General features: G+C 74.7%; 25 protein-coding genes. 13 read left to right on the forward strand and 12 right to left on the reverse strand.

Annotated elements, in window-relative coordinates; all coding sequences use genetic code 11:
* The first annotated feature begins 25 nt into the window (after nucleotides 1–25).
* The 3 genes from ACFVUY_RS04325 to ACFVUY_RS04335 all read left to right on the forward strand — a co-directional run bounded on the left by ACFVUY_RS04325 (nucleotide 26) and on the right by ACFVUY_RS04335 (nucleotide 3095).
* Complete coding sequence (locus ACFVUY_RS04325; protein WP_387727234.1) at nucleotides 26–682, forward strand: DUF1707 domain-containing protein; 657 nt, start codon at nucleotides 26–28, stop codon at nucleotides 680–682.
* Between the two features lie 80 nt (nucleotides 683–762).
* Complete coding sequence (locus ACFVUY_RS04330; RefSeq protein WP_387727236.1) at nucleotides 763–1563, forward strand: serine hydrolase; 801 nt, start codon at nucleotides 763–765, stop codon at nucleotides 1561–1563.
* Between the two features lie 281 nt (nucleotides 1564–1844).
* Nucleotides 1845–3095, forward strand: coding sequence for a transferase (locus ACFVUY_RS04335; protein ID WP_387727238.1), 1251 nt, complete (start codon nucleotides 1845–1847; stop codon nucleotides 3093–3095).
* A 120-nt stretch (nucleotides 3096–3215) separates the two neighbouring features.
* Here ACFVUY_RS04335 and ACFVUY_RS04340 read toward each other — a convergent pair whose 3' ends face one another.
* The 6 genes from ACFVUY_RS04340 to ACFVUY_RS04365 all read right to left on the reverse strand — a co-directional run bounded on the left by ACFVUY_RS04340 (nucleotide 3216) and on the right by ACFVUY_RS04365 (nucleotide 9975).
* Nucleotides 3216–4349: an FAD-dependent monooxygenase gene (locus ACFVUY_RS04340; protein ID WP_387727240.1), complete on the reverse strand. Its 1134-nt coding sequence runs from the start codon at nucleotides 4347–4349 to the stop codon at nucleotides 3216–3218.
* A 70-nt stretch (nucleotides 4350–4419) separates the two neighbouring features.
* Entirely contained in the window at nucleotides 4420–5010 is a 591-nt protein-coding gene (locus tag ACFVUY_RS04345; RefSeq protein WP_387689725.1) for an ATP/GTP-binding protein, read from the reverse strand.
* Nucleotides 5011–5012: 2 nt separating this feature from the next.
* Nucleotides 5013–5504 (reverse strand): DUF742 domain-containing protein, encoded by a 492-nt coding sequence (locus tag ACFVUY_RS04350; protein WP_387727242.1) that lies wholly within the window; start codon nucleotides 5502–5504, stop codon nucleotides 5013–5015.
* A gap of 5 nt (nucleotides 5505–5509) precedes the next feature.
* Complete coding sequence (locus ACFVUY_RS04355; RefSeq protein WP_387689721.1) at nucleotides 5510–5965, reverse strand: roadblock/LC7 domain-containing protein; 456 nt, start codon at nucleotides 5963–5965, stop codon at nucleotides 5510–5512.
* A complete protein-coding gene (locus ACFVUY_RS04360; protein WP_387727244.1) occupies nucleotides 5962–8874 on the reverse strand; it encodes a nitrate- and nitrite sensing domain-containing protein in 2913 nt (970 codons plus the stop codon). Before ACFVUY_RS04360 ends, ACFVUY_RS04355 begins: the two co-directional genes overlap by 4 nt.
* A gap of 417 nt (nucleotides 8875–9291) precedes the next feature.
* Entirely contained in the window at nucleotides 9292–9975 is a 684-nt protein-coding gene (locus ACFVUY_RS04365) for a FadR/GntR family transcriptional regulator (RefSeq protein WP_387727246.1), read from the reverse strand.
* A gap of 186 nt (nucleotides 9976–10161) precedes the next feature.
* On the opposite strand from ACFVUY_RS04365, the gene ACFVUY_RS04370 reads away from it, so the two are divergent.
* The 4 genes from ACFVUY_RS04370 to ACFVUY_RS04385 all read left to right on the forward strand — a co-directional run bounded on the left by ACFVUY_RS04370 (nucleotide 10162) and on the right by ACFVUY_RS04385 (nucleotide 15392).
* Nucleotides 10162–11883 (forward strand): 2-isopropylmalate synthase, encoded by a 1722-nt coding sequence (locus tag ACFVUY_RS04370; protein ID WP_387727248.1) that lies wholly within the window; start codon nucleotides 10162–10164, stop codon nucleotides 11881–11883.
* Nucleotides 11884–11890: 7 nt separating this feature from the next.
* The gene (locus ACFVUY_RS04375) at nucleotides 11891–12412 is read left to right on the forward strand and encodes a YbaK/EbsC family protein (protein ID WP_387727250.1); all 522 of its coding nucleotides are present in this window, start codon (nucleotides 11891–11893) and stop codon (nucleotides 12410–12412) included.
* Between the two features lie 503 nt (nucleotides 12413–12915).
* Entirely contained in the window at nucleotides 12916–14829 is a 1914-nt protein-coding gene (locus ACFVUY_RS04380; RefSeq protein ID WP_387727779.1) for an ABC transporter ATP-binding protein, read from the forward strand.
* Nucleotides 14830–14894: 65 nt separating this feature from the next.
* Nucleotides 14895–15392, forward strand: a complete 498-nt coding sequence (locus tag ACFVUY_RS04385) for a hypothetical protein (RefSeq protein ID WP_387727252.1) — start codon at nucleotides 14895–14897, stop codon at nucleotides 15390–15392.
* On the opposite strand, the gene ACFVUY_RS04390 is transcribed toward ACFVUY_RS04385, so the two are convergent.
* The 3 genes from ACFVUY_RS04390 to ACFVUY_RS04400 all read right to left on the reverse strand — a co-directional run bounded on the left by ACFVUY_RS04390 (nucleotide 15377) and on the right by ACFVUY_RS04400 (nucleotide 17948).
* Nucleotides 15377–16021, reverse strand: a complete 645-nt coding sequence (locus tag ACFVUY_RS04390) for a response regulator (RefSeq protein WP_380537760.1) — start codon at nucleotides 16019–16021, stop codon at nucleotides 15377–15379. The genes ACFVUY_RS04385 and ACFVUY_RS04390 overlap by 16 nt on opposite strands.
* Entirely contained in the window at nucleotides 16012–17175 is a 1164-nt protein-coding gene (locus ACFVUY_RS04395) for a histidine kinase (RefSeq protein WP_359914118.1), read from the reverse strand. The genes ACFVUY_RS04390 and ACFVUY_RS04395 overlap by 10 nt, the downstream gene beginning before the upstream one ends.
* 101 nt (nucleotides 17176–17276) lie before the next feature.
* The gene (locus tag ACFVUY_RS04400; RefSeq protein ID WP_387689705.1) at nucleotides 17277–17948 is read right to left on the reverse strand and encodes a DedA family protein; all 672 of its coding nucleotides are present in this window, start codon (nucleotides 17946–17948) and stop codon (nucleotides 17277–17279) included.
* Nucleotides 17949–18138: 190 nt separating this feature from the next.
* Between ACFVUY_RS04400 and ACFVUY_RS04405 the strand changes: the two genes are divergently transcribed.
* A complete protein-coding gene (locus ACFVUY_RS04405) occupies nucleotides 18139–18645 on the forward strand; it encodes a hypothetical protein (RefSeq protein ID WP_387727254.1) in 507 nt (168 codons plus the stop codon).
* Nucleotides 18646–18695: 50 nt separating this feature from the next.
* Here the strand turns inward: ACFVUY_RS04405 and ACFVUY_RS04410 are convergent, their stop codons facing one another.
* On the reverse strand, nucleotides 18696–19499 hold the full coding sequence (locus ACFVUY_RS04410; RefSeq protein ID WP_387727256.1) for a nucleotidyltransferase family protein: 804 nt from the start codon (nucleotides 19497–19499) through the stop codon (nucleotides 18696–18698).
* A gap of 252 nt (nucleotides 19500–19751) precedes the next feature.
* Here ACFVUY_RS04410 and ACFVUY_RS04415 point away from each other — a divergent pair, with 252 nt between their 5' ends.
* Nucleotides 19752–20996: a glycosyltransferase gene (locus ACFVUY_RS04415; RefSeq protein WP_387727258.1), complete on the forward strand. Its 1245-nt coding sequence runs from the start codon at nucleotides 19752–19754 to the stop codon at nucleotides 20994–20996.
* A 56-nt stretch (nucleotides 20997–21052) separates the two neighbouring features.
* On the opposite strand, the gene ACFVUY_RS04420 is transcribed toward ACFVUY_RS04415, so the two are convergent.
* Both ACFVUY_RS04420 and ACFVUY_RS04425 read right to left on the reverse strand, forming a co-directional pair.
* A complete protein-coding gene (locus ACFVUY_RS04420) occupies nucleotides 21053–22015 on the reverse strand; it encodes a hypothetical protein (protein WP_387689698.1) in 963 nt (320 codons plus the stop codon).
* Nucleotides 22012–22545: a SigE family RNA polymerase sigma factor gene (locus tag ACFVUY_RS04425; RefSeq protein ID WP_387689696.1), complete on the reverse strand. Its 534-nt coding sequence runs from the start codon at nucleotides 22543–22545 to the stop codon at nucleotides 22012–22014. Before ACFVUY_RS04425 ends, ACFVUY_RS04420 begins: the two co-directional genes overlap by 4 nt.
* 123 nt (nucleotides 22546–22668) lie before the next feature.
* Here ACFVUY_RS04425 and ACFVUY_RS04430 point away from each other — a divergent pair, with 123 nt between their 5' ends.
* The 4 genes from ACFVUY_RS04430 to ACFVUY_RS04445 all read left to right on the forward strand — a co-directional run bounded on the left by ACFVUY_RS04430 (nucleotide 22669) and on the right by ACFVUY_RS04445 (nucleotide 26064).
* Nucleotides 22669–23430 (forward strand): alpha/beta fold hydrolase, encoded by a 762-nt coding sequence (locus ACFVUY_RS04430; protein ID WP_387727260.1) that lies wholly within the window; start codon nucleotides 22669–22671, stop codon nucleotides 23428–23430.
* 181 nt (nucleotides 23431–23611) lie between these two features.
* On the forward strand, nucleotides 23612–24352 hold the full coding sequence (locus tag ACFVUY_RS04435; RefSeq protein ID WP_387727262.1) for an alpha/beta hydrolase: 741 nt from the start codon (nucleotides 23612–23614) through the stop codon (nucleotides 24350–24352).
* A 281-nt stretch (nucleotides 24353–24633) separates the two neighbouring features.
* Nucleotides 24634–25572, forward strand: a complete 939-nt coding sequence (locus ACFVUY_RS04440) for an urea transporter (RefSeq protein ID WP_387727264.1) — start codon at nucleotides 24634–24636, stop codon at nucleotides 25570–25572.
* A 186-nt stretch (nucleotides 25573–25758) separates the two neighbouring features.
* Nucleotides 25759–26064, forward strand: coding sequence for an urease subunit gamma (locus ACFVUY_RS04445; RefSeq protein WP_188298983.1), 306 nt, complete (start codon nucleotides 25759–25761; stop codon nucleotides 26062–26064).
* The last annotated feature ends 3 nt before the right edge of the window (nucleotides 26065–26067 follow it).

Raw genomic sequence — 26067 nt, forward strand, 5'->3', positions numbered from 1 at the left:
CATCGTCGAGTTCAGGACGGGAAGTATGCCGGGAGAGATCGTGCCCGCCGGGACGCACTCCGGCGGCGGCCCGCAGCAGTCCGGGATGCGGGCCTCCCACGCCGACCGGGACCGGGTGGCCGAGCTGCTGCGGGTCGCGGCGGGCGACGGCCGGCTGACCCCGGACGAGCTGGACGAGCGCCTGGAGGCCGCCCTGTCGGCGCGGACGCTCGGCGAACTGGCCGGACTGACCGCCGACTTGCCGCAGGTGTCGATCTCCGCCGACGGGGCCGTGGCGGAGGTCAAGGACGTCCTGCGGATCGACCAGCGGTGGAGCGCGGTCAGGCGGGAGGGGCGCTGGGTGGTGCCGCGACGGCTGGAACTCTTCGTGGAGTGGTGCGACGTGACGCTCGACTTCACCCGGGCGGTGATCACCCAGGACACCCTGCGGATCGACCTGGACATGGAGGGCAAGACCCTGACGCTGATCACCGGGCCCGGCGTCGTGGTCGATTCCGACGCCCTGGCACTGGAGTTCAGCAGGGTCAGGAACGACCGGGCGCCGGACTCCGGCGGGCCGGTCGTCCTGCGCGTGGAACTGGTCGGCAGGAAGCGCCACGGCCGGATCGTCGTGCGGCAGCCGCGGCGGACGGCCGGCCAGTGGCTGCTGCGCAAGCCATTGGCGCTGCCTCCCGGCGGCTGACGGGCCGCCGCGGCGGCCGCGGGTTCGTGTCGTGCGCCGCAACCGTCGAGGCCCGACCGGTTCTGCCCTACCCTTCCTCCATGCTCTCTGTGGTGGTGGCCCCCTGGATGGGCGACTCGAAGCCGGTGTTCCTCCACAACCCGGACGAACTGCACGACGCCGCGAGCACGATGAAGGTCGCCGTGCTCGCCGCGCTCTGCCGCGGCGGCGTCGGTCTCGACGCCGAAGTCCCGGTGGTGAACCGCTTCGAGTCCGTCGTGGGCGGGGAGTTCGGCAACGACCCGGACCGGGACAGCGATCCGCTGCCCTGGGAGCTGCTCGGCACCCACGTCCCGCTCCGGCTGCTCGCCGAGCGGATGATCACCCACTCCTCCAACCTCGCCACCAACATCTGCCTGGCCCGCACCACCCAGCAGGCCGTCGCCGACGTGTGGCGCCGCGCCGGAGCCACGCACAGCGCCACCCCGCGCGGGATCGAGGACCACGCGGCGCGCGCCCGGGGCGTGCACAACCGGGTGAGCGCCCGCGACCTGGTCCGGCTGCTGCGCTCGCTCGCCGACGAGCCCGAACTCCTCGGCCTCCTCGAATGCAACGAGTTCCGGGTGGACCTGGCCGCCGGCCTCCCCTCCAACACCCGGATCGCCTTCAAGAACGGCTGGATCCCCGGTACCCGGCTCGCCGTGGGCCTCGTCCAGGCAGCCGACTGCCCGCCCTACCTGATCGCCGTCTGCTACACCGGCCCGCTCGCCGACGGCACGGACCGCACCGACCCGGCGGCCCGCCTGCTCGCCCGCATCTCCAAGGCGGTGTGGGACCGCCGGGACCAGATCAGCCGACCGGTGCCCTCGGCCCGCCCGGCGCCGCTCCGTTCGGCGGGTTGATCCGTACGAGCCCGTGGCGGCCGGCGGGTTCGAAGCGGCGTGCGGCGTGCGCCGTCAAGCCGGCCGCCCGTCGGCGGGCCGGCCGCTTGTCGGCCGGCGCGGTGACCCGGTCGAACAGGAGTGTCCGGCGTCCACCGGGGCGGAGGCGCCCGGCGCGTGACACTGCGGAGGATCCGCCGACGGACGGCCCGGACGTGCTCCGGGCCGTCCCGCTCGGGGCGTGCGCCCGGGAACCGGCTCCGATCGCACACGCATGACGGCCCGTCCGTTGCGGTATCGGATTGAAGGGTCCTGCTCAACTGCTGCGCGAGGGTTCGGGGGTGGTCGGCGTGTCGTCCCGGCTACGGATGTTCGCCCGGTGGATCACGGCGGTCGCGCTCACGGCGGCGTACGCGGCCCTGCACCTGCTGGTCAACGTGGGCGTGGGCCAGCAGGTCCGCGCGAGCAGGGCGGGGGCGCTGTGGTGCGGGGCGGTCGCCCTGGCGCTGCTCGGACCCGCCCTGTGGCTGCGGCACCGCCGGCGGGCGGGGGTCGCCGAGATCGTCGCGCTCGTCGACCGCTACGGCACCCGGCGGCCGCGATGCCGGCGGGCCGTCCTGGCCGCCAACACCGCCGGGTGCGTGCTGGCCGGGGGCGGCGCGCTCGCCGTCGCCGTGTCGGAGCGCAGCGACGCGCTCCCGCCGGAGGCGTCGCTCCTGCTGCTGGCGGGCGGCGTCGCGACCGCGGGGGCCGGCCTCCTGCTCCTGCGCGGCACCCGTCCGTACGCGGCTCGCGGGGCGGCCCAGGCCCTGCTCCGGGACGGTCGCAGACCCGTGCTCTACCTGCGCAGCTTCGACGACGACGAGGCGGCCGCCCGGGCGGACGACAGGGCGAGGAGCGACCTCCGCGCGCGGGAGGTGCAGTTCGCCGCCGCACTGGGCGCCGTCGGTCCCGTGATCGCGGTGGGGCGGCCGGGGGAGACCCTTCCGCTCCTGGGGGCGGCCCGCTTCTACCTGCCGCCCGACGACTGGCAGGGCACCGTGCGGCGGTTGATGGACCTGTCCCAGCTGATCGTGCTGCGGCTGGGGCCGGGGGAGGGGCTGCGGTGGGAGATCGGGGAGGCCCGGGCCACGCAGCCGCCGGCGAAGCTGATCCTGCTGGCCCCGCGCGGCTTTCCGGAGCTGGCCGGACAGGTGAACGCGAGCCTCCCCACCCCGCTGCTGCCCAGGGAGATGGTCGTGGGCGGGCACTGGGTCGGAGCCGTCATCGCCTTCGACGCCCACTGGACCCCACGGGTGTTCCCGGTGAAGGAGCGCAGGGGGCGGACGGCGTGGACGGCCCGGTCGGGCGGTTCCTCCCTGCGGACGCCCACCGTGCACCTGGTCCGCACCATCCACGCGGCGCTGGCCGCGACCGGGAGGCGGCAGCGGGCGATGGCCTGGAGGGCGCAACTCGCCACCAGGAAGGCCGACCTGGTGATGGCGGGGCTGGCCCTCGCGCTGGTCCTGCCGGGGTGGCTCGGGTACCGGATCCTGCAGTTGGCCGGTCGCTGAACCGCCCGCCCGCCCGGCTGCCCGCCCCTTCGCCCGGCCCGGCGACGCGCCGAAGCGCGCCGCTGGACCCGGGGCCGGGGCCGGGGCCGCGGCCGGGCGAAGGGGCCGAGGCCGCAGCCGTCAGTACGGCTGGACCAGGACGTGCGCCGCGCCCGGGATGCCGACCTTGAGGAGCTCGTCCTCCTCCGGCGTGGTCGGCGTGCCCGTCTCCTGCTTGAGGACGGCCCGCGACAGGGCCTGGACCCACATGGCGCGGGGGCGGCGGCGCTCCTCCCAGGCGGCGAGGGCGGCCGGCACGGTGTCGGCCGCGTCCAGGCTCAGGGCGAGCACGAGCGCGTCCTCGACGGCCATCGCGGCGCCCTGGGCGAGGTGCGGGGTGGAGGCGTGGGCGGCGTCGCCGGCCAGGACGATCCGGCCGACGTGCCAGGGCTCCTCGACGGTGACCTGGGAGATCCGCGAGTGCACCACGGCGGCCGGGTCGGTGATCAGCGCCAGCGCCTCGGCGATCGGCCCGCCGAAGCCGGCCAGCCGCTCCCGCAGCTGCTCGTGGGCGCGCTCCGGGTCCGGACGGAAGTCCTCGGCCTCGGCGAAGACCGAGCCCAGGTACATCTGCTCCGTGCTGATCGGGGTGAGCAGGGCCTTGGCGCTGAGGTTGCCGGAGGACATCACCACGCCCTGCACCTCGGGCGAACGCGGCAGCGTGACACGCCAGTTGGCGAAGCCGGTGTACTCGGGGGCGTACTTCTCGCCGTACAGGTGGCGGCGCAGCGGCGAGCCGATGCCGTCGAAGCCGACGACCAGGTCGTAGCGGCCGACGTGCCCGTCGGTGAGGGCGACCTCGACGCCGTGGGCGTCCTCGTGCAGGGTGCCGATGGTGGTGCCGAAGCGGACCGTGACGCCCGCCCCGGCGGCGGCGTCGGCCAGCACGCGGGCCAGCGCGGGGCGCGGGATGCCGTTGTTGGAGGGCACGTCGCCCATCCGGGGCTGCGGGATCCTCGCGAGGGTGGTGCCGGCCGGGTCGCAGATGGTCAGCACCTCCCACGGGAAGCCGACGGACAGGCAGTCCTCCAGGACGCCGATCTCGCGCATCACGTGCAGGGCGTTGGACGGCTGGATGATGCCGACGCCGAGGGCCTCCAGCTGCTCGCGCAGCTCGGCGACGTCGACCCGGTGGCCGCGCTGGGCGAGGGCGGTGGCGAGGGTGAGGCCGCCGATGCCGCCACCGTTGACGAGGACGCGCAGGGGTCTGGTCATGAGGGTCGCTCCGAAGGGAAGTTCGCAGGAGTGTGGGGGCTCGGCCGAGTACGGTCCGGCCGGGACCGGTTCAGCCGGCGCGCGTGGCGGCGAGGTCCATCAGGTGGTCGACCAGGGCGAGCAGCAGGTCCCGGCCGAAGGCGCGCTCGCGCACGTCCCCGAGCAGCATCGGCACCTGCGGGTCGAGGTCGAGCGCGGCCCGGATCTCGTCGGGGGTGCGGGTGTTGGTGTTGTGGAAGCAGTTGATCGCGACCACGAACGGGATGCCCCGGCTCTCGAAGAAGTCGATGGAGGCGAAGCTGGTCTCCAGCCGGCGGGTGTCGGCGATGACGATCCCGCCGAGGGCGCCGTTGACCAGGTCGTTCCACATGAACCAGAAACGTTCCTGGCCGGGCGTGCCGAACAGGTAGAGGACCAGCTCGGGGCTGACCGTGATCCGCCCGAAGTCGAGCGCGACGGTGGTGGTGGTCTTCTGGTCGACGCCGGCCAGGTCGTCGATGCCGACGCTGGCCCGGGTCAGGTACTCCTCGGTGCGCAGCGGGGCGACCTCGCTGACCGAGCCGACCAGGGTGGTCTTGCCCACGCCGAAGCCGCCCGCGATCAGGATCTTGACGGCGGCCGGGGCGGTGGGGGCGTCGATGGCGGAGTGGGGTGTTGCCATGTTCAGAGTCTCCGGAGTCCTTCGCGTACGGCCGTGAGCAGGCCGAGGTCCACGCCCCCGGCGGCCCGGGCCACCGAGAGCGGTGCCCGGGCCTTCAGCAGGCCCTGGGAGACCAGGTCGCCCAGCAGGATCTTGGTGACCGAGACCGGGAGGTCCAGGCCCGCCGACACCTCGGCGACGGCGATGGGGCGCCGGCAGCGTTCGAGGATCAGCCGGTGTTCGGGCTGCAGGCCGCGAGCACCGGCGCGGCTGCCCCGCGCCAGGGCCGCGTCGGCCTCCGCCTCGACCGTGGTGAGCACGGTGATGAGGGTGAGGTCGTCGCGCTCGGGCGCGGTCCGGCCGCGGGTGATCGTGTACGGGCGCACCATGCTGCCCGTCTCGTCCTCCCCGTCCTCCTCCAGCTCGCTCCAGTGCGGCGCCGCGCCGCGCCGCCGGCCGTCGTCCCGGCCGTCGTCGGGGCCGTCCCCCCAGGCGTCGTTCCCGTACGGTTCCACCCGGGTCAGCCCCGGTTCCGGGCGGCGAAGGCGTCGAAGGAGGCCGGGGCGGCGGGGGCACCCTCGCCGCGGACCGGGGTGGTGAGCTTCTGGCCGACCTGCTGCACCAGGGTGTGCATCGCGACGGACATCACCTCGGCGTCCACCTCCTGGGAGGCGACCACGGCCAGGTGGGTGCCCTGGGCGGCGGCGATGACGAACAGCCAGCACTCGGCGAGCTCGACGATCACCTGGTGCACCGGGCCGCCGTCGAACAGCGCCCCGACCCCGCGGGCCAGGCTCTGCTGGCCGGTGGCGACGGCGGCCAGCCGCTCGGCGTCGGCCCGCTCGATGGTGCGGGAGTGGCTGACCACGAGACCGTCGTCGGAGAGCAGGACGGCGTTCCTGGTCCCGGGCACCGAGTCGACGAGTCCGTCCAGCAGCCAGTCCAGGTCCTGGTGGGTGGCGATCGTGCGGTTCATGACTGGTCATCCGTTCGTGTGGTTCGGGTGTCCGCGGCCGGAAGAGCCCAGGGGGACGGGGCGGGCGCGGGAGCCGGGTGGCCGGCGGGTGCGGGGGAGGGGGCCGGCGGGGCGGTGGGCAGCGGGTGCTCGCCGCTGTCCTGGGCCCGGGCGGCGCGGGACTGGCGCTGGAAGGCGCCGATCGCCGCACCCGAGCGCCGCACCGGGCAGTCGGTGCGCTCGACCGGGCCCGCGGGCGGGGCGGCGGCCCCGGCGGCGGGCCGCTCGACCCACGACGACCGCTCCGGCGGGGGCACCCGCAGCTCGGCCGCCAGGCTGGCCTGCCGGACGCGCTGCGGCAGTGGGGCCTGGCCGCCCTCGGCCGGGCTGAACGGCACCGAGGTCCGGTACTCGCGGCGCTGCCGGCGCTCGGCCAGCCGGTAGTGGTCGGCCGGGCGGTACTGCTCGTCGGCGTACGGGGCCTCGGCCTCGGTGACCCGGGCGTAGGCGATGTCCGGGTAGGCCGGGGTGTCCAGGGCGGGTGCCGGGTCGGCCGGGGAGCTGTGCTCGATCGGCTGCTCCGGCCGGACCGGCGGCCCGGAGGGGTGGGACGGCTCGGCGCCGAAGGCCTGCCCGGACTCGTAGGCCTGCCCGGACTCGTACGGCTGGTAGGCCTGCTCCTGCGGGAAGGGTTGTTCGGGCTGGTAGGGCTGCTCCTGCGGGAACGGCTGTCCCTGCGGGAACGGCTGCCCGTGCAGGAACGGCGCCTCCGGCAGCGGGATCTCGTGGACGGTGGCTTCCGGCTCGGCCTCGGCGATCGTCTCGGCGGTCGTCTCCGCGCCCGCCTCGACACTCGCCCGGATGTCCGCCCCGACGCCCGTCGAGGAGAGCGGCAGCGGCACCGGAGCGGCCTGCGGGACGAAGCCGCCCTGGCCGAAGGAGTCCAGACCGAAGGAGTCCACCGGCGCGACCGGCGGACCGGCCGGCACCGGGACGGGCGTCTCGTCGGAGGCCGAGCGCACGGCCCGGCGCGAGCGGCGCACCAGCGGGATGGGCTCGGTGGCCGTACCGCCGGCGCCGTCCGGCAGTCCGGTGTCGCCCTCGATGACCAGTTCGTCCGGGACGAGCACGACCGCCCGGGTGCCGCCGAAGGCGGACGGGCGGAACTCGATCCTCAGCCCGTGCAGGGCGGCCAGCCGGGAGACCACGTGGAAGCCGAGGCGGATGTCGTCGGCCCGGGCCAGCACATCGGTGCGCGGCGGGCGGCTCATCAGTTCGTTGGCGGCGTCGTACTGCTCCGGGTCCATGCCCAGGCCCCGGTCCTCGATCTCGATCGCGAGCCCGCGGCCGACCACGGCGGCGCGCACCTCGACCGGCGTGGGCGGCTTGGAGAAGGTGGTGGCGTTCTCCATCAGTTCGGCGAGCACGTGCGCCACCGGGCCGACGGCCCGTTCGGACAGCCACGGGTCGCCCTCGATGTCGATCGAGATCCGGCGGTAGTCCTGCACCTCGCCCTGTGCGGCGCGCAGCACGTCCAGCAGCGGGACGGGCTTGCGCCAGCGCCGCTGCGGCTGGCCGCCGGCCATGATGACGAGGTTCTCCTCGTACCGGCGCAGGCGGGCGGTGAGGTGGTCGAGGTCGAAGAGGCCCTCCAGGACCTCCGGGTCGTCGTGCTTGCGCTCCAGTTCGTCCAGCTTGCGCAGCTGGCGGCCGATCAGCAGCTGGGTGCGGCGGGCGATGCGCTGGAGCAGCCGCTCGAAGCCGCGGTGCTGCTCGGCCTGGCCGACGGCGGACTCCAGGGCGGCGGAGCGGGCCAGGTTGAGTGCCTGGCCGAGCCGGGCCAGCTCGTCGGTGCCGTTGCCGTGCGGGCCGGCGGTGATGGTGCGGGTCTCGGCCTCGACGTCCACCTGCTCGCCGCGGCCGAGGCGTTCGACCACCTCGGGCAGGGTGCGCTGCATCTCCTCGGCCTGGGTGTGCAGGTCCTTGATGCGGCGGCGCAGCGAGCGGCTCAGGCGCCAGGAGGCGATGACGACCGCGACGACCGTGATCAGGCCGATGACGGTGGTCAGCACGACCCGGGTGAGCATGCCGATGATGGCGCTCTTGGCGACCTCGATGATGCCGTTGGTGCGGTCCTCGATGGCCTTGACCAGTGGCGGGTTGAGCCCGTCGAGGGCCTGGCGCCACTGGTCCTGGGTGGCCGGGAGCTTGACGGTGCCGGCGGCGTCGGCGGCGGTGGGCTTGAGCAGGGCCTGCTCGACGGCGGCCTTGGCCTGCCAGGACGGGCTGTTGACCAGGTCGTGCCAGGCCGGTGCTTCGGCGTCCGGGATGTACGGCAGGACCTGGACGTTGAGCAGGTGGTCCTGCGCGCCGATCAGCTGCTGGACCTGCTGGTAGTCGGTGGCGGACAGCCGCCCGGTGGGCCAGCCGCGGGCCAGGACGGCGTCCTCGCGGGAGATCATCTCCTTGGCCCAGAAGGAGTTGACCAGGGTCTTGGACAGCCAGGTGACCTCGCCGGTGTCGACCCGGCTGAGCGCGGTGAACAGCCGCAGGTCGACGCTGATCAGGTCGGTGTAGTAGGCGAAGACGCTCTGCTGGTCGGTGGTGGCGCGGTCGACGGCGGCACGCTGTTCGGCCAGCTTGCCCATGGCCTGGCGGGCCTCGACGACGGCGGAGCGGACCTCGGCGGGGGCGTTGTCGGCGGTCGCCCCGGAGAGGGTCTGGAACTGCCGCACCGCGTCGTCGGTCAGCTGGCGCTGGCGGCGCAGCTGGTCGGCGTTGGAGCCGGGCCGGGCGAGCGCCTCGGCGCTGAGCCGGCGCTCCTCCTGGAGGTTGTAGTAGACGATGTTGGACGGTTGGCCGGCCTTCTGCGCGACGGTGGCCTGGTCGGCCAGTCGCTGGAAGTCGGCGATGGTCTCACCGCTGGTCACGGCCCAGAGGGCGACCAGGGCGATGCTGGGGACGACGGCCAGGACGAGCAGCGCCGTCCGCAGGGACAGGCGTGGACGCCTGCGGGGGCCCTTCGGCGTCGGGGGCCGCCGATTCGCACGCGCGCGCAGAGCTGACTCCTTGGGGCTGGCGGCCGGCCGGTGAGGGGCGGGCCGTCCGGGCACGGTTTTTGACGAAGCGATACTAGTCATACCGTGTGATTGGAGTGAAAATCCGTTCGCTGCCTGGGCCGTGCTTGCACACGCGGTGAACACAAGGTCACTCGACCGTTGACGGTGCGTATGCGGAGGGAGCGGTTCCGGGCCTGCTCGACACAGTGTCGTCGCGGCGCCCGGCCGGCGGGTGGCCGGGGTGTGAAAACTGTGTGACGCCCCGTCGCGCGGACCCCGGGCGCCCCGTCAGTGCGCCAGCAGGCGGGAGCGGGTGGCCTCCAGCTCCGCCGCCAGCACCCGCCCGGCCGCCTCCGGATCGCCGTCGTGCAGGGCCCGGACGAGATCCGCGTGGGCGTCGTAGCCGTGGTCCGGATCCTCCGCGCGCAGGCCGAACAGACCGACCAGGGCGACCAGCTGCTCACGCAGGACCGGGGCGAACTGGGCGAACAGGTCGTCCAGGACGGGATTGTGCGCGGCCGCCACCACGGCCGTGTGCAGCGCGATGTCGGCGTCCACGAAGGCGGCGTCGTCCGCCCCGCCCGCCGCCCGGCGAGCCGCCAGCGCGGCGTCGAGCGCGGCGAGGTCCGCCCCGGTGCGGCGGTCGGCCGCCAGCCGGGCCGCCTGCACCTCGACCACCGTCCGCACCTCGTAGACGTGCGCCAGCTCCGCGCGGCGCAGCCGGGCGGCCCAGTCCCCGGTGGGCCGGTCGGCGGTGACGTAGACCCCGGAGCCCTGGCGGCTGCGCACCATCCCGGCCGCCGCGAGGGTGCGCAGCGCCTCCCGGACGGTCGAGCGGCCGACGCCCAGCTCCTCGGCCAGCGCCACCTCGCCCGGAAGCTTCCCGCCCACCGGCCACCGCCCGGCCCGGATCTGCTCCTCCAGCCGGGCGGCGGCCTGTTCGGCGAGGGGGGAGGGGCGGAGCGCGGCCATCGGGTTCACCTGTCAGGTTGTCTGAGGACTTCGGTCGTGGTTACTCTACCCGGCATGCAGCCGTGGACGCTCCCCCCGGGGGGCCTTCTTCTTGGCGGCCGCAGCGGGGCGTGACCGGACCGGCACCCCGCTGCGGCGCGCCGTCCTGCCGGTCTCCGGTGTCCGCCCCGAGCGAGGAACCCCGTCATGCGACCGCCCGTACGCTTCCCCACCCTGCACGCCCCCGCCGGGCCCGTCCCGGCCGCCGCCCCCGCCTGGAACCCCCAGCGCGGCGGCACCATGCCCTCCCACCGCTACCGCCCCGCGCACGAGCGGGTGCACGTGCCCGCCCTGCTGCGCCGCTGGCCCGGCCGTCGCATCGAGCGGGCCCCGCTGTGGGTGCCCGTCGACCTGCGCGACGGCAACCAGGCACTGGCCGAGCCGATGGACCCGGCGCGCAAGCAGCGGATGTTCGACCTGTTCCTGGCCATGGGCTTCAAGGAGATCGAGGTCGGCTACCCGTCCGCCAGCCGCACCGACTTCGACTTCGTCCGCCAACTGGCGACCACCCCCGGAGCCGTGCCCGAGGACGTCACCGTCGTGGTCTTCACGGCGGCCCGGGCCGACCTGGTCGAGCGCACCTTCGAAGCCGTCGCGGGCCTGCCCCGGGTGGTCGTCCACCTGTACACCGCCACCGCGCCGCAGTGGCGGGAGGTGGTCCTGGGCAAGGAGCGCGCCGGGCTCCGGGCGCTGATCACCTCGGCCGCGACGCTGATGGCCAGGCTGGGGGAGGGCCGGGACGGCCTGCGGTTCCAGTTCTCGCCCGAAGTGTTCAACCTGACCGAGCCGGACTACGCGCTGGAGGTGTGCAACGGGCTCACCCGGCTCTGGGACGCCTCGCCCGAGCGGCCGGTGATCCACAACCTGCCGGCCACCGTCGAGATCGCCACCCCCAACGTGTACGCCGACCAGATCGAGTACATGGACCGCCACCTGGAACGGCGCGAGGCGGTGATCCTCTCCGTCCACCCGCACAACGACCGCGGTACCGGCGTCGCCTGCGCGGAACTCGCCGTCCTCGCCGGCGCCCAGCGGGTCGAGGGCTGCCTGTTCGGCAACGGCGAGCGGACCGGCAACGTCGACCTCGTCACCCTGGCGCTCAACCTGCACACCCAGGGTGTCGACCCGATGCTGGACCTCTCCGACATCGACGCGATCCGGCGCACCGTCGAGCACTGCAACCGGCTGCCCGTCCACGAGCGGCACCCCTACGCGGGCGACCTGGTGCACACCGCCTTCTCCGGCACCCACCAGGACGCCATCCGCAAGGGCTTCGCCCGGCACGCCGAGACCGCCGCCGCGCTGGGCGTCCCGCAGCGGGAGGCGCCCTGGTCGGTGCCGTACCTGCCGATCGACCCGGCCGACCTGGGGCGGGACTACGAGGCGGTGATCCGGGTCAACAGCCAGTCGGGCAAGGGCGGGATCGCCCACCTGCTGCAGGCCGCGGAAGGGCTGGAACTGCCCCGGCGGCTGCAGATCGACTTCGCCCGGGTGGTGCAGGAGGCCACCGACGACAGCGGCCGGGAGATGACGGCGGAGGAGCTGTACGGACTGTTCCGGGCCGAGTACCTGGACGCGGGGGCCGGCCGGCGGTGGCGGGTCGGGGACGACTGGGCCGAGGTCGACGGCCGCCGGGGCACCGGCGCCGGGCCGCTGGACGCGGTGGCCGACGCCGTGGGGGCGGAGATCCTCTCCTTCGGCGAGCACGCGGTGGGCTCCGGGCGGGACGCCGTCGCCTACGTGGAGGCACGGGTCGGCGGGCCCGGCGGCGGGGTCGTGTGGGGCGCCGGGCGGGACGCCTCGGTGCTCACCGCGGGCGTACGGGCGGTGCTGAGCGCCGCCTCGCGCCGCTCGGCACGGAAGGCATGATGGGCCGATGACCTCTTCACTCCCCACACGCAGTCAGGCCGTCGCCGAGGCACTGGCGGTGGCCGGTGTCCCCGGCGAGATCCGCGTCCTGCCCGACTCCGCCCGCACCGCCGCCGAGGCCGCCGCCGCGCTGGGCTGCGAGGTCGGCGCCATCGCGAACAGCCTGGTGTTCATTTGTGACGGCGCGCCACTGCTGGTGATGACCAGCGGCGCCCACCGGGTCGACACCGCCTATCTGGCACGGCAGTTGGGAACCGGCCCGATCGAACGCGCCACCGCCGCCCAGGTCCGGGAGGCCACCGGCCAGGCCATCGGCGGCGTCGCCCCGACCGGCCACCCGGCGCCGCTGCGCACCGTGGTCGACACGGCGCTCGACGCGTACGAGGTGCTCTGGGCCGCCGCCGGACACCCGCACACCGTCGTCCCGATGACGTACCGGGAGTTGCTGAACGTGACGGGCGGGACGCCATCCACCGTGGTCGTCGAACAGATGCAGGATCCGACAACCGCACAATCCGATCGGCTCTGAAGCTGCGCATACGTTCGGTAGGCGGATACTGGAGGAGTGGGGCGAATCGATCCGGGCGTCGCCGACAGGCCGCCGGAAGGGTTCGACCACCGGTAACGGCCTCCAGTTCCCCGTAATTCGCGCCGTCGGTGCGGGTCGTGGGCGCGCGGAGGGCCGACACGACGAGAGAGAGAAGCCGTGATGAGTTACTTCGGCCGTGGAGGAGACAGAGACCGTGGTTACGGTCGTGATCGTCGGGACCGTGGTCGTGACCGCGACCGCCGTGGTCACCACCGTCGTCGTTTCGGTTTTTGGTGACAGCGCTTTCGGCTAGGACTGCACACGGCAGGTCCGACCAGCGTCACCCCAGGGGCCGGCGGTGCTACCGCCGGCCCCTCGCCCTGGGGTCGCCGGCGCCTCCGCACGGAGGATGACGCGGCCCCACCCCGGTACGGCGGGTCCGGATCCCGGAACGTCGTTTCCGGATTCCGGAACGACGTCTCCGAGAGCAACGGGTCGTGTCCATGCGCGATGTGACGCCCCCGGGCGACCGGGCGGCCGATGAGGTCGACAAGGCCGCCGAGGCCGCCGAGGCCAACAAGACAAACAAGGCCGCCGAGGCAGACAAGCCCAACAAGGCCAACGAGGCCGACGACCAGGGACCGGTGGCGGAATCGCCGGTCATACCGCTGCGGGAGCTGATCCGCCGGTTCTGGCCGTGGGTGCGCCCCGACGCGCGCTGGCTCCCGGTGAGCGCGGCCCTGCTCGTCGTCGGCGCCTTCGGCGAGGTCGTCTCGGTCTGGCTGTTCAAGGACCTCATCGACGACGTCCTCGTCCCCCGGCACTTCGGCGACTTCTGGCCGCTCGCGGCCCTGATGCTCGGTGCGGCCGCCGTCGCGGCGCTGTTCACCTTCGCCGGCGCCTACACCAGCACGAGGACCGCCGAGCGCTACATGCTGCGGCTGCGAACGGACACCCTCGCCCACCTGCACACCCTGCCCCCCGACACGCTGGGGAGCCGCTGGCGCGGCGACCTGGTGGCGCGGCTCACCGTCGACATCGCCGAGATCGAGCAGATGGTGGCCACAGGGCTGGTCGACGGTGCGGTGGCCGTCGTCAGCCTGCTGCTGTTCACCGGTGCCGCGTTCTACCTGAGCTGGCCGCTCACCCTGGCCGCGCTGCTGGCCGCCCCGCTGTTCATCCTCTCCAGCAGCCTGTTCGGACGTGTCATCCGGCGCCGGGAACGGCGGGTCCAGCGCCGCGCCGGAGGGGTCACCGCGCTGCTGGAGGAATCCCTGCGCAACGCCATGGTCACCCGGACGTGCGGCCAGGAGAACCGCGAGGTCGAACGGGTCCATCGGGAGGGCCGGGCCCTGCTCGACGCCGAACTCGCCGCCGCCCGGGTCGCCGAGTTCTACCAGCCCTTCCTCGGAGTGCTTCAGCTGCTCGCCGGGCTGGTCGTGGTGGGTGTCGGCGCGCTGGAGGTCATCCACGGACAGCTCAGCCTCGGCGGCCTGCTCGCCTTCGCCGCCTTCATGGCCCAGCTGTTCGAGCCCGTCCAGCAGCTCGCCGCACTCATTCCGCTGGCCGGTACGGCCTGCGCCTCGGGCGAACGCGTCCTGGAGCTGCACGAGATCCGCAGCCCGGTGCAGGAACGCCCCACGGCCCGGGACACCGGCCCGGTCCGGGGCCGGATCACCCTCCAGGGCGTCCGCGCCGGCTACCCCGGTGCCACGGGCGTCCCCGGACCGCCGGTCCTGGCCGACCTGGACCTCGACCTGTGCCCCGGCGAGAGCCTGGCCGTCCTCGGGCCCAACGGCAGCGGCAAATCCACCCTCGCCAAGCTCCTGGTCCGCTTCCTCGACCCGCAGGCCGGCACCGTCCGCCTCGACGGGCAGGACCTGCGCGACCTCACCCTCGCCTCACTGCGCCGAGCGGTCACCCTGCTGCCCCAGGAGGCCCCGCTGTTCCACGCGAGCATCGCCGACAACATCGCCTACGGCCGCCCCGACGCCCCGCCCGCCGCCGTCGAACGCGCCGCCCGCAACGCCGACGCCCACGACTTCGTCACCGCGCTCCCGGACGGCTACCGCACCGTGATCGGCGCCGACGGCTTCCAGCTCTCCGGCGGGCAGAGCCGGCGCGTGGCCATCGCCCGCGCCTTCCTGCGCGACTCCCCCGTGCTGGTCCTGGACGAACCCACCAGCGGCCTGGACGTGCACACCGTCGCGCAGCTCGTTCCCGCGCTGCGCCGCCTGATGGCCGGGCGCACCACCGTCCTGATCACCCACGACCGGGCCCTGCTGCCGCTGGCCGACCGGGTGCTCGACCTCGGGTCGCCGGATGCCGCCCGCGACGGCGCCGGGAGAGCGGCCCGCCCCCGTCCCCGCCCCGGCCACGTCGCCGCGCTCCGGGCCCGGGAGCCGCGGGAGCGCTGAGCCCCGGGGGTCGGGGGCCGGGGGCTGGGGGTCGGGGGCGTCGCCCGGCCGGGGATACTGGCGCCATGCTGTTGACGTGGATCGCCGAGCTGGCGGACGAGCCGCTGGCGCTGGAGCCGGACGACCACCCGGTGGAGTGGGAGACCAACACCTGGTGGCTGACCGCCGAGGTCGAGGACCGGCGGGCGCTGAGCGTCCCGGAGGTGGTGGCCGCCTTCGAGCGGACCGCCGCCCTGCTCCGGGACCGGGTCCGGGCGCTGGGCCACGACGGGCCGGCCACGTTCTACGTCTGGCACGACGACCAGGCCGGGCAGCTGCGCTGCTCGACCGGCTCGGTCGGCCCGGACGACCTGCCGTTCGGCGGCGCGTACGAACCGGTGGCGGACCTCGGACCGATCGTCGCGGACTACCTCGCCGACGCGGAGCCCGGCGTCACCAGGATCACGGACGAGGAGGAGGCTGAGGGGGAGGGGGAGGAAGCGGCCATCCCGCCGTTCCCCGTCTGGGTCCGTGCCGTCGGGTCCGGCAAGGACCCAGGAGACCGGCCCTACACGCCGAGGTAGTGCAGGACGGCCAGGATGCGGCGGTTGTGGTCCGTGGTGCGGGGCAGGTCCAGCTTGTCGAAGACGGCGTTGAGGTTCTTCTCCACCGCGCTCAGCGAGACGTGCAGCCGCTGCGCGATGGCGGCGTTGGTCCAGCCCTCGGCGAGCGCCTCCAGGACGCTGCGCTCCCGCGGGGTGAGCCGGGCCAGCGGGTCGGTGCGGGTGGTGTGCACCACCAGGCGACGGACCACCTCCGGGTCGATCACCGCGCCGCCCGCCGCGACCCGCACCAGGGCGTCCAGGAACTCCTCGACCTCGGCCACCCGGTCCTTCAGCAGATAGCCGACCCGCTCCGCGCCGGCGTCCAACAGCCGGGCCGCGTAACCGCGTTCGATGTGCTGGGAGAGCACCAGGACCCCGACCCGCGGCCACCGCTCGCGGATCTCCACCGCCGCCCGCAGCCCCTCGTCGGTGTGGGTCGGCGGCATCCGGATGTCCACCACCACGACGTCCGGCTGCTGCTCCGCCACCGCCGCGGTCAGCGCCGTCGCGTCGCCCACCGCGGCCAGCACCTCGTGCCCCTCCTCGGCGAGCAGGCGGACCAGGCCCTCCCGCAGCAGGGTCGAGTCCTCGGCGAGGGTCACGCGCATGGCAGCTCCGCGGTGATGACGGTCGGGCCCCCGGCGGGGCTGTGGACGTGGAGGGTACCGTCCAGCGCGGCCACCCGCCCGCGCAGTCCGGTCAGGCCGCTGCCGGCAGGATCCGCGCCGCCCGCGCCGTCGTCCTCCACCCGCACCGTGAGCAGGCCGGCGGCCCGCTCGACCCGGGCCGAGACCGCCGAGGCGGCGGAGTGCTTGGCGGCGTTGGTGACGCACTCCGACACCACGAAGTAGGCCGCGGTCCGCACGGGTTCGGGGAGCGGGCCGGCCACCTCGTAGCGCAGCCGCAGCGGGATGGCGCACCGCTCGGCCACCCCGCCCAGCGCCTCCTCCAGGCCCAGGGTGTCCAGCGCCGACGGGTACGCCCGCCAGGCCACCTCGCGCAGCTCGGTCAGCACCTCCCGCGCCTCCCGGTGCGCCTGGCGCAGCAGCGCCTCCGTCCGCTCCGGGCCCTGGTGGCGGTCCAGGCCGCGCCGCACCCGGCCGAGCAGCATCGCCAGCGCCACCACCCGCTGCTGCACGCCGTCGTGCAGATCCCGCTCGATCCGGCGCCGCTCGGTGTCCACCGCCCGCACCACCGCGGCCCGGCTGTCCGCGAGTTCGGCGATCCGGCGGCGCAGCAGCTCGGCCTCGGACGGCCCGAAGCACTCCCGGGCGGTCCGGGCGTCCAGCGCGGCCAGCGAGAACAGGCCCTGTACGGCCAGGAAGAGCAGCACCCCGCCGAGCAGCACCTGGGTCGCCAGCTCCTCCCAGCCCAGCGAGCCGCGCAGCACCCCGCCGACCAGCAGCACGGCCAGCGCCAGCCCGAAGACCAGCAGCCCCAGCACCACCCCGGCGACCAGCCCGCCACCGCTGCGCACCACCAGGTAGCGCAGCAGCCTGCGGTCGTCCGCCCGGTAGTGGCGGGGGAAGCGGTCGCCGAAGAACGCCCTGCGCCGGGCCCGCTCCAGGGCGGCCAGCCGGCGCACCCCGGACAGCAGGCCCGGCGCCGCGTACGGGCGGGTGCGCGGCCAGAGCAGGAACGGGCCGAGGACGGCGCCGGCCAGCAGCAGGTACAGCGCGGCGAGGGCGGCGCTCGGGCAGCCGAGCAGAACTCCGGCGGCGCGGCGCGGCCATGACGTGGTGTCTGCTCCATCCCCTTGCACGGGGTTCGAGCTTACGGGGCCGGTGGCGCCGGTGGCGCCGATGGGGCCGATGGGGCCGATGGGGCCGATGGGGCCGATGTGCGCGGCGCCGTCCGGGGCGGTCACCGGGTGCGGCGGTGCTGGGCGGCGCTCTCGCCGCCGCGGCCGCGGACGCGCATCACGACGTACCCGGCCACGGCCAGCACGACCACGACCAGGACCGCCTTGGAGAGCAGCCCGACGTACGTCTCCACCACGTCCCAGCGGTCCCCGAGCAGGAAGCCGGCCATCACCAGCACGGTGTTCCACACCAGGCTGCCGATCGTGGTCAGCATGACGAACGCGGGCAGCGGCATCCGCTCGACCCCGGCCGGCACCGAGATCAGGCTGCGGAAGATCGGCACCATCCGGCCCAGCAGCACCGCCTTCGTCCCGTGCCGGGCGAACCAGGCCTCGGTGCGCTCCAGGTCGGAGGCCTTGACCAGCGGCAGCCGGGCCCAGATCGCGTGCATCCGCTCCCGGCCGAACAGGGCGCCCAGCCAGTAGAGGACGACGGCCCCGGTGACCGAACCGAGGGTGGTCCAGGTCAGCGCGGACGCGAGGCTGATCACGCCCTGCCCGGCGGCGAAGCCCGTCAGCGGCAGGATCACCTCGCTGGGCAGCGGCGGGAAGAGGTTCTCCAGCGCGATCGCCAGGCCGGCCCCTGGGCCGCCCATGGTGTCGACCAGGTCGGCCGCCCAGCCGGCGAACCCGTCGGCGGGCTGCTGGGCGATGGCGAGGACGGTGTGCGGCATGCGGGGCTCCAAGGTGGTCGGGGGACTGCTCGTCCCCGGCTGGCTCCACGCTAGAAACCGCAGGTCAGTGGCGGTATGAGGGTTTCCGGCGAACCTCCTGCGGTTTCCCGCAGCACGCCACCCCGCGGTTTCCCGCAGGGCCGCGGATACCGGGTGGCGACGGCCGCGGTCGTCTTGTCAGGATGTCGCCATGAACGACGCCTTCACCCTGGCCTGGCGGTACGCCACCGGGCTCGTCCACCCCGAGGACCTGCCGATGGCCGCCGCCGAGCTGCTGGCGGCGGGAGTCGGTGCGCAGTCGGCCGCGCTGTGCGACCTGGCGGGGCGTCGGGGCCGCGGCGAGCGCTCGGCCGAGCTCAGCGGGCTGCTGTGGCAGGCGATGGCCGAGCTCGGCCTGCCGGTGCCGGACGAGGACTTCGTCGGGCGCTGCCTGCTGCACCGTACGGCGGCCCGGCTGGTGTCGGAGGAGATCACGTCGGGGGACGCCGTCAGCGAGCTCTGGCGGGCGAGCGGCGGGGCCGCTGACGCGGCGGAACAGCGGTTCGCGGCGCTGGCCGACCAGGTCTGCTGCCCGGACTGCCTCGGCGACCGGGAGTCCGGGGCGCGGCAGGACTGGGAGCGGGAGCTGCGGGCGGCGGCCGTCGAGGTGGCGTCGGCGGCCGACCACGGGTTCACCGTCTCCTGGTACCGGGACTGACCGGCTCGCCGGGAGGCCTGGACCGCCCCGCCGGGAGCCCGGGAGCCGGCTCAGCGGCCCAGCGCGGCCACGGTCTCCCGGGTCAGCTCCCGCGCCCGGGCGACCGTGGCCGTCAGCTCGGCCGCCGATCCGCCGGGCGCGGCGAGCAGGCCGCGCACCGTCGTGCCGAAGTCCGCCGGAGTGTCCGGAAGTTGCTCCGCAACGGCCAGGGCGCCCTTCTCGTTGAGGCACCAGCGGCGGTGGTGGGCGTGGAGGGCCTGGACCAGGATGCCGACGGCGCGCGACAGACAGAGCGAGACGTGCAGGGCATCGGCGCGGGCGGCGCTCTTCGCGGCGGTGTCGAGCAGGAAGCCGGCCTCCCAGGTGGCCGCGACGAGGGCGTCGCGCAGCGGCTCCGGATAGTCGGCGGCCTGTTCCTTGAGCCGCGTCAACTCCCCGGTGGGGTCGGCCAGCGGCAGTCCGAGGGCGACCTCGCCCGGGTAGCAGGGCGACCAGAAGCCGAGCGGGTGGCCGGCCTGCGTTCCCACCTCGAAGCGGCCCCGGCGGCAGTCCGCCCACACCCGCCCGACCCGGTCGAGGTCCCGCAGGATCCAGTCCACGGCGACACCCTCGACCCGCAGCCACGCACCGCCGTTCACCCACGGGCCCCAGCCGCCCGGCCCGGCCACCTCGACCTCCGGCCCGGCGAGCGCCCGCAGCGCGTCGAGGTCGGGGGCGCCCCGGTAGTACACCCCGAGGTCCCAGTCCGACTCCGGCCCCTCCTCGCCCCGGGCCCGGCTCCCGCCGAGCATCACCCCCACCACGCCCGGCACACGGGCGAGTTGAGCGGCCATGTGCTCAATGACGGTGCGCATGGGGAGAGTCTGCCAGGCGCTTCGGCGCCCGCCCGGGGAATTACGGCACCCGCCCGGTGTGTCATGGAGGTTCGGCGTCGTGGCGGTGTCCGGCGTCGTGGCGGTGTCCGCAGGCGTGGTGGTGTCCGGAGGCGTACCCACTCCTCGCCACTCTCAACGTACAGCGCACGGGGGGCCTTGCCACAAGGCCCCGGTGCTGCCGCAGAATCACCGGCTCGAGGACGCAATCCGAGGGAACGGGGGAGTCACGACGTGCGAGTGGTGTTGTCGACGTACGGGTCGCGCGGGGACGTCGAGCCGATGGCCGCGCTGGCGCTGCGGCTGCGGGAACTGGGCGCCGAGGCGCGGGTGTGCGCGCCGCCGGACGAGGAGTTCGCGGTCCGGCTGGCCGAGGCCGGGGTCGAACTGGTGCCGGTCGGGCAGTCGGTGCGTTCGCTGGTCAGCGGACCGCCCCCGGCGCCCTCGGAACTCCCCGAGCGCGCGGCCCGGTTGGTCGAGCAGTTCCACGCGGCGGTGCTCGGGGCGGCCGAGCCGGGCGGTGCGGTCGTGGCCACCGGCCTGTTCCCGGCGGTGGCCGGAGCCCAGGCGGCGGCCGAGCGACTGGGCGCCCGCTTCACCTGCGTCGCCCTCCAGCCGACCATGCTGCCCTCCCCGCACCACCGGCCGTTCGAGTACCCGATGCTGCCGTACCCGCCGGAGGTGACCGACCCCCGGGAGCTGTGGGAGCTCAACATCGGGACGATGAACGCGCTGTTCGGCGCGGCGGTCAACACCCACCGGGCGGCCGTCGGACTGCCCGTGGCCGACAACGTCCGGGACCACGTCCTCACCGGGCGGCCGTGGCTGGCCACCGACCCGCTGCTCGACCCGTGGCCGGGCCCGGCCACGGGCGGGGGCGGGGGCGGGGGCGCGGCAGGCGCTGCCTGGCCCGAGGCGGTGCAGACCGGCGCGTGGATCCTGCCGGACGAACGCCCGCTGCCCGCCGACCTGTCGGCCTTCCTGGCGGCCGGCGAGCCGCCGGTGTACGTCGGCTTCGGCAGCATGCCGCTGCGCGACCCGGTGGACGCGGCCCGGGTCGCCGTCGAGGCGGTCCGGGCGCAGGGCCGGCGGGTGCTGCTCGGCCGCGGCTGGGCCCGACTGGCCGAGGTGGACGGGGCCGAGGACTGCTTCGCGGTCGGCGAGGTCAACCAGCAGGCGCTGTTCCGGAAGGTCGCGGCCGTCGTCCACCACGGCGGTGCGGGCACCACCACCACGGCCGCCCGGGCCGGCGTGCCGCAGGTGCTGGTCCCGCAGATCGTGGACCAGCCCTACTGGGCCTCGCGGGTGGCGGAGCTGGGCATCGGCGCCGCCCACGACGGCCCGACCACGACCACCGGATCCCTCACCGCGGCCCTCCGCCTCGCCCTCGCCCCCGCCACCCGTGAGCGCGCCGCCGCCGTCGCCGCCGGCATCCGCACGGACGGTGCGACGGTGGCCGCGAAGCTGCTGCTCGGCTGAGGGGTGGGCGAGGAGCGGGAAGTCGGCCCGGCCGACTTCCCACTCCCGCCGCCGTCTCAGGAGGCAGGCTCCGTCAGGTACCGGGCTCCGGCGTCCGGGAGCGTGTTGCCGTCCTTGTCGAAGAACTGCCAGGACTTCGCCCGCATCGTCCCCGGGCGGGCCACCACCATCGCGCGGATCGGGGAGTCGGCCACGGTGACGAACGCCGGCTCGGTGGTGCTGCCGTCCGCCCAGGTCACCACCACCCGGCCGACGTCCGGGCCGAGGGAGAGCAGCACCACGTCGAGCGGGGCCACGGTGTCGCCTTTGCCCCGGTGGCCGACCAGGCCGCCGCCGAAAGCGGTCCGGCTGCGCGGGTCGACCCGGCCCGGGGCCGGCTGGGTGCCCTCGGAGTCGTGGGACTGCCGCACCCCGTCCACCATGAAGTAGACGTTGGTGACGTCGGAGTCCGGCTGCCAGTACTGCCGGACGTACTCCGGCGTCGGCTCGGGCACCGCCGGGTCGTACCGGCTGCGCTCCTCCCACACCGCCGTCGCCTGCTCGAACGCCCGCCGCTGCGGAGCCTGCGGCCACAGCGCCTCCCACAGCTGCCACTGCTTTCCGTCCGGGGTCAGGCCCTGACCCAGCAGCACCCGGACCGGGGCGAGCGGGTCCCGAAAGGCCGGGGCGGTCCCGTCCGGCGGGATGGGGTAGCCCCAATCGGGAGTGCGCTCCGGCGTGGGGCCGGGCGTCGGGGAGAGCGCGGCGCCGACGCTCGCGGCACCGATTCCGTGGGCGGGTGCCCCGCCCGGGCGCAGCTGCGTCAGCGCACCTCCGGTCAGGGCCACCACCGAGGCCAGCACCGCCGCGCCGACCACCGTACGGCGGCGGTGCCGCAGCCGGCGGCCGCCCGCCACGATGTCCGCCACCGGCGCCGGGCCGATGCTCGCGCCGGCCGCCGCCTCGGCGAGGCCGAACCCCACCCACAGGTCCTCGCCGTCGTCCGCGCCCGTACCCACCCCGTCCGGCTCCCGGTTCATGCCGCTCCTCCGATCCGTGTCGTGTCCTTGAGTTCCACCAGCGCCGTGACCTGCCGCAGCCGTGCGATGCCCTTCGCCGCGTGGCTGCGCACCGCACCCACCGAGCAGCCCATGGCCGCCGCCGTCTGGCTGTCGCTCAGGTCCTCCCAGTGCCGCAGCACCACCGCCTCGCGCTGGCGCGGCGGCAGGGTGGCGAGTGCGGCCAGCAGGGCCCCGCGCTGGTCGGAGCGGGCGAAGCCGTCCTCCGCCCCCGCCGTGTCCGGCACCGCGTCCACCAGCAGCTCCGGCGCCCGGCGGCGCCAGCGCCGGGCGTGCTGGTTGACCAGGATCCGCCGCACGTAGGCGTACGGATCGTCGGCCCGGCGCACCTTCGCCCAGGCCGCGCAGGCCTTCTCGGCGGCGGACTGCACCAGGTCCTCGGCCGCGTACTGCTCGCCGGCCAGCAGGTACGCCGTCCGTACCAGGCGCGGCCAGGCCGCGACGATGAACGCCTGGAACCCGTCGTCCCGATCGCTCTTCGCTTCTCCCATGAGCACCTCCGATCACCTCCTTCACCCGTCCAGAGCCCCGGGGAGGCCGGAAGCGCTTACCGGGTGGGTGCGGCGGCTTCAAACTGCTTGGGGAACGGCGGCAGGGGCACTACTATCCGCCGGATGATCATTTCTCATGATGTAGCAGGCAGTGGGCCCGCCGTGGTGCTGCTGCACTCCTCGGTGTGCGACCGGCGGATGTGGGACGCGCAGTGGCAGCCGCTGATCGACGCCGGGTACCGGGTGGTCCGCTGCGACTTCCGCGGCTTCGGCGACACGCCGCTCGCGGACGGCCCGTACAGCGACACCGGGGACGTCCTGGCCCTGCTCGACCACCTGGGCATCGAGGCCGCCGCCCTGGTCGGCGCCTCCCACGGCGGCCGGATCGCCCTGACGGCGGCCGCGCTGCGCCCCGAGGCGGTCACCAGGCTGGCCCTGCTCTGCGCGGGCATCCCCGGGCACCGGCCCAGCGACACCCTGCGCGCCTTCGGCGGCCGGGAGGACGAGCTGATCGAGGCCGGGGAGATCGACGCGGCCGTCGAGCTGAACGTCGAGTCCTGGCTCGGCCCGGAGGCCGACGAGCAGACCCGCGCGCACGTCCGCCGGATGCAGCGTCACGCCTTCGACGTCCAGATGGAGGCGACGTTCGGCCCCGACCGCGAGGACGTCGACCTCGGCCGGATCACCGCCCCCACCCTGGCCGTGGCCGGCGCCCACGACTTCCAGGACTTCCGCGACATCGCCGCCACCCTCCCCACCCTCCTCCCCGACGCCCGCCACCAGGAACTCCCCTGGGCCGGCCACCTCCCCAGCCTGGAGCGCCCGGCCGAAACCACCGCCCTCCTCCTCGCCTTCCTCGGCGAGTCCGCCCCGGCCGCGCAGTAGCGCTCACAGGCACCGGAATCCCGGTGCGGCGAGCCCGGAGCGGAACGTCGGCCCGCCCGGCCTCCGGTGCCCTCCGGTGCCGTGGCGTGCGGGCCGCCGCGGAGCCGCCGGTGGCGGTCCGCTCCGGTGGCAACGCGGAAAAGCCGGGACCCGAACGTGTGTCGGGAGCCATGATGGCGGGGTGCACTTCACCTCGGAATCCAGCGCGGACGGCGTGACGCAGCGCCGCTTCACCCTCGACGGCGTGCCCGGGGTGCTCTGGCAGCCGGACGGACCGCCCCTCGGCGGGCGGCCGCTGCTACTGCTGGGGCACGGCGGCGGGCAGCACAAGCTGGTGCCGGGGCTGGTGGACCGGGCCCGCCGGTGCGTGCGGGAGCTCGGGTGCGCGGCGGTGGCGCTGGACGCGCCGGGGCACGGGGAGCGGCTGCGCAGTGCGCAGGACGAGCGGTTCGCCACCGAGATCGGGGAGTTGATCGCCGCGGGGCGGCCGATCAGCGCGTGGGTGGCGCGGCACACGGCGGCGCTCGCGGAGCGGGCGGTGCCGGAATGGGTGGCCGTGCTGGACGCGCTCGGCGGGCGGGCGGAGGGCCTCGGGCCGGTGGGGTACTGGGGGCTGTCGCTGGGGAGCGTGATCGGCCTCCCGCTGGCGGCGGCCGAACCCCGGGTCGCCGTCGCGGTGTTCGGGCTGACGGGGCACCCGTCGCAGACGGAGGCGGCGGAGCGGGTCGGGGTGCCGGTGGAGTTCCTCCTCCAGTGGGACGACGAACTGGTCCTGCGCGAGGGGGCGCTGGCCCTGTTCGGCGCGCTGGGTTCGCGGGAGAAGACGCTGCACGCCAACCCCGGGGGCCATTTGGAGCTGCCGGAGCTCCAACTGATCTCCTCCGAACGGTTCCTGGCGCGGCATCTGGGCCGGGTGAAGTGAGCGCGGACCCCGGCGGCACCGATGCCAACCGTCGGTAAAACTTCGCAAAGGATTTCTCCCTGCAACGAACGCGACCCGCACTGACTTCAACAGATTGTTGCAGCTCAGTGGCCCGATGGTCACCCTTCGTGGATTTGGCATAACAGCCCGTGCCCCCTGGACTTCGCAAACCGTAGGAGTACGGTTCCGGAGGAATCGCCGGGGCCGACTTTCGGCAGGCCGGCCGTACCGGAAAATTGGTGCGCAGCATGGATGGGCAACAAGGTGGGGAGAGCGCCTCGGTGGCGACTCGTCCGATATCCGGCAGGTGGTTCGCGGAAGTGCTGCGCGGCGTCGCGCAGGTCGATTTCATGCCGTCCGTCGTCTGCGGACTCTTCTTCGTGGCCGCACTGTTCGCCGCCGACTGGCGGTACGGCCTCTACGGGCTGCTGGGCAGTGCCGTCTCCACCGCCGTCGCGTACGGGCTCGGGCTCGACCGGGAGGCCGTCGGGGCGGGGCTGCACGGGTACAACGGGTGCCTGGTGGCGCTGGGTTGCGCCGCCTTCCTGGGCGCCGGGCACCCCGCGACGGTCGCGGTGGCGGTCCTCGGGGCCGCCGTCGCCGTGGTGGTCACGGCGGGACTCGGGGCGCTGCTCGCCACCTGGCGGCTGCCCGCGCTGACCGCGCCGTTCTGCCTGGTCGCGACCGCCGTCACGGCGGCCGCCCCCGGCCTGCGGCGGCTGTGGCACGGGGCGGGAGCGCCCGCCGCCCTGCCCGTTCCGGCGGAGGGGCCGACCGGGCTGAGCTGGGACCAGCTCTGGCACGGGTTCTTCGCGAACATCGGTCAGATCTTCCTCGTGCCGCAGTGGTACGCCGGCCTGCTGTTCCTGGCCGGGCTGTTCGCGGCGAGCCGGCTCGCGGGCCTGATGGCCTGCGCGGGAAGCGCCACCGGGCTGCTCGCGGCCTGGGCGTTCGGCGCCCCCGGCGAGGCCGTCGGGCAGGGCCTGCTCGGGTACAGCGGGGTGCTGGTCGCCCTCGCGCTGTGCGGGGTGTTCCTGGCGCCCGACGCCTGGAGCGCGGCCTACGCCCTGCTCGGTGCGGCCGGCGCGACGGTGCTGACCCCGGCGCTCGGCGCGGTCTCCGCGCCCTTCGGCGGCCATGCCTTCACCTGGCCGTTCGTGCTGACCACGATGCTGTTCCTGGCGGCCGCGCCGGCCGTCCCGCGCCTGCGCCGGGTCTGATTCCGCGCCCGACGCCCCCGCGATCCCCTCACTTTCCCCGCTTTCCCCACTTTCCCCGCCGCTCTCGCTCCCTTGCTTCCCCTCGCTTCCCCTCGCTTCTCTTCGCTTTTTTGAACTCTCGGCAGGTCGATTGCCGCGAGCACTCCCTGCCATTCATCGGATTCCCGGAAAGGAAGAGTGATACCCGTGAATCTCTCGCCGCGTGAGATGGACAAGCTGTACATCTACGTCGTCGCCGACCTGGCCCGCAAACGCCGAGACCGCGGCGTCAAGCTGAACTACAGCGAGGCCTGCGCGCTGATCAGCGAGGCGATCATGGAGGGCGCCCGGGACGGCCGGACCGTCGCCGAGTGCATGGAGATCGGCAAGCAGGTCGTCGGCGGCGAGGACGTCATGCCCGGCGTGCGCGAGATGCTCCCGCTGCTCCAGGTCGAGGCGGCGTTCCTGGACGGGACCAAGCTGGTCTCCTGCCACGACCCGGTGGGTGCCTGAGCG

Source organism: Kitasatospora sp. NPDC058063, from assembly GCF_042885395.1.
Classification (GTDB): domain Bacteria; phylum Actinomycetota; class Actinomycetes; order Streptomycetales; family Streptomycetaceae; genus Kitasatospora; species Kitasatospora lactacystinica.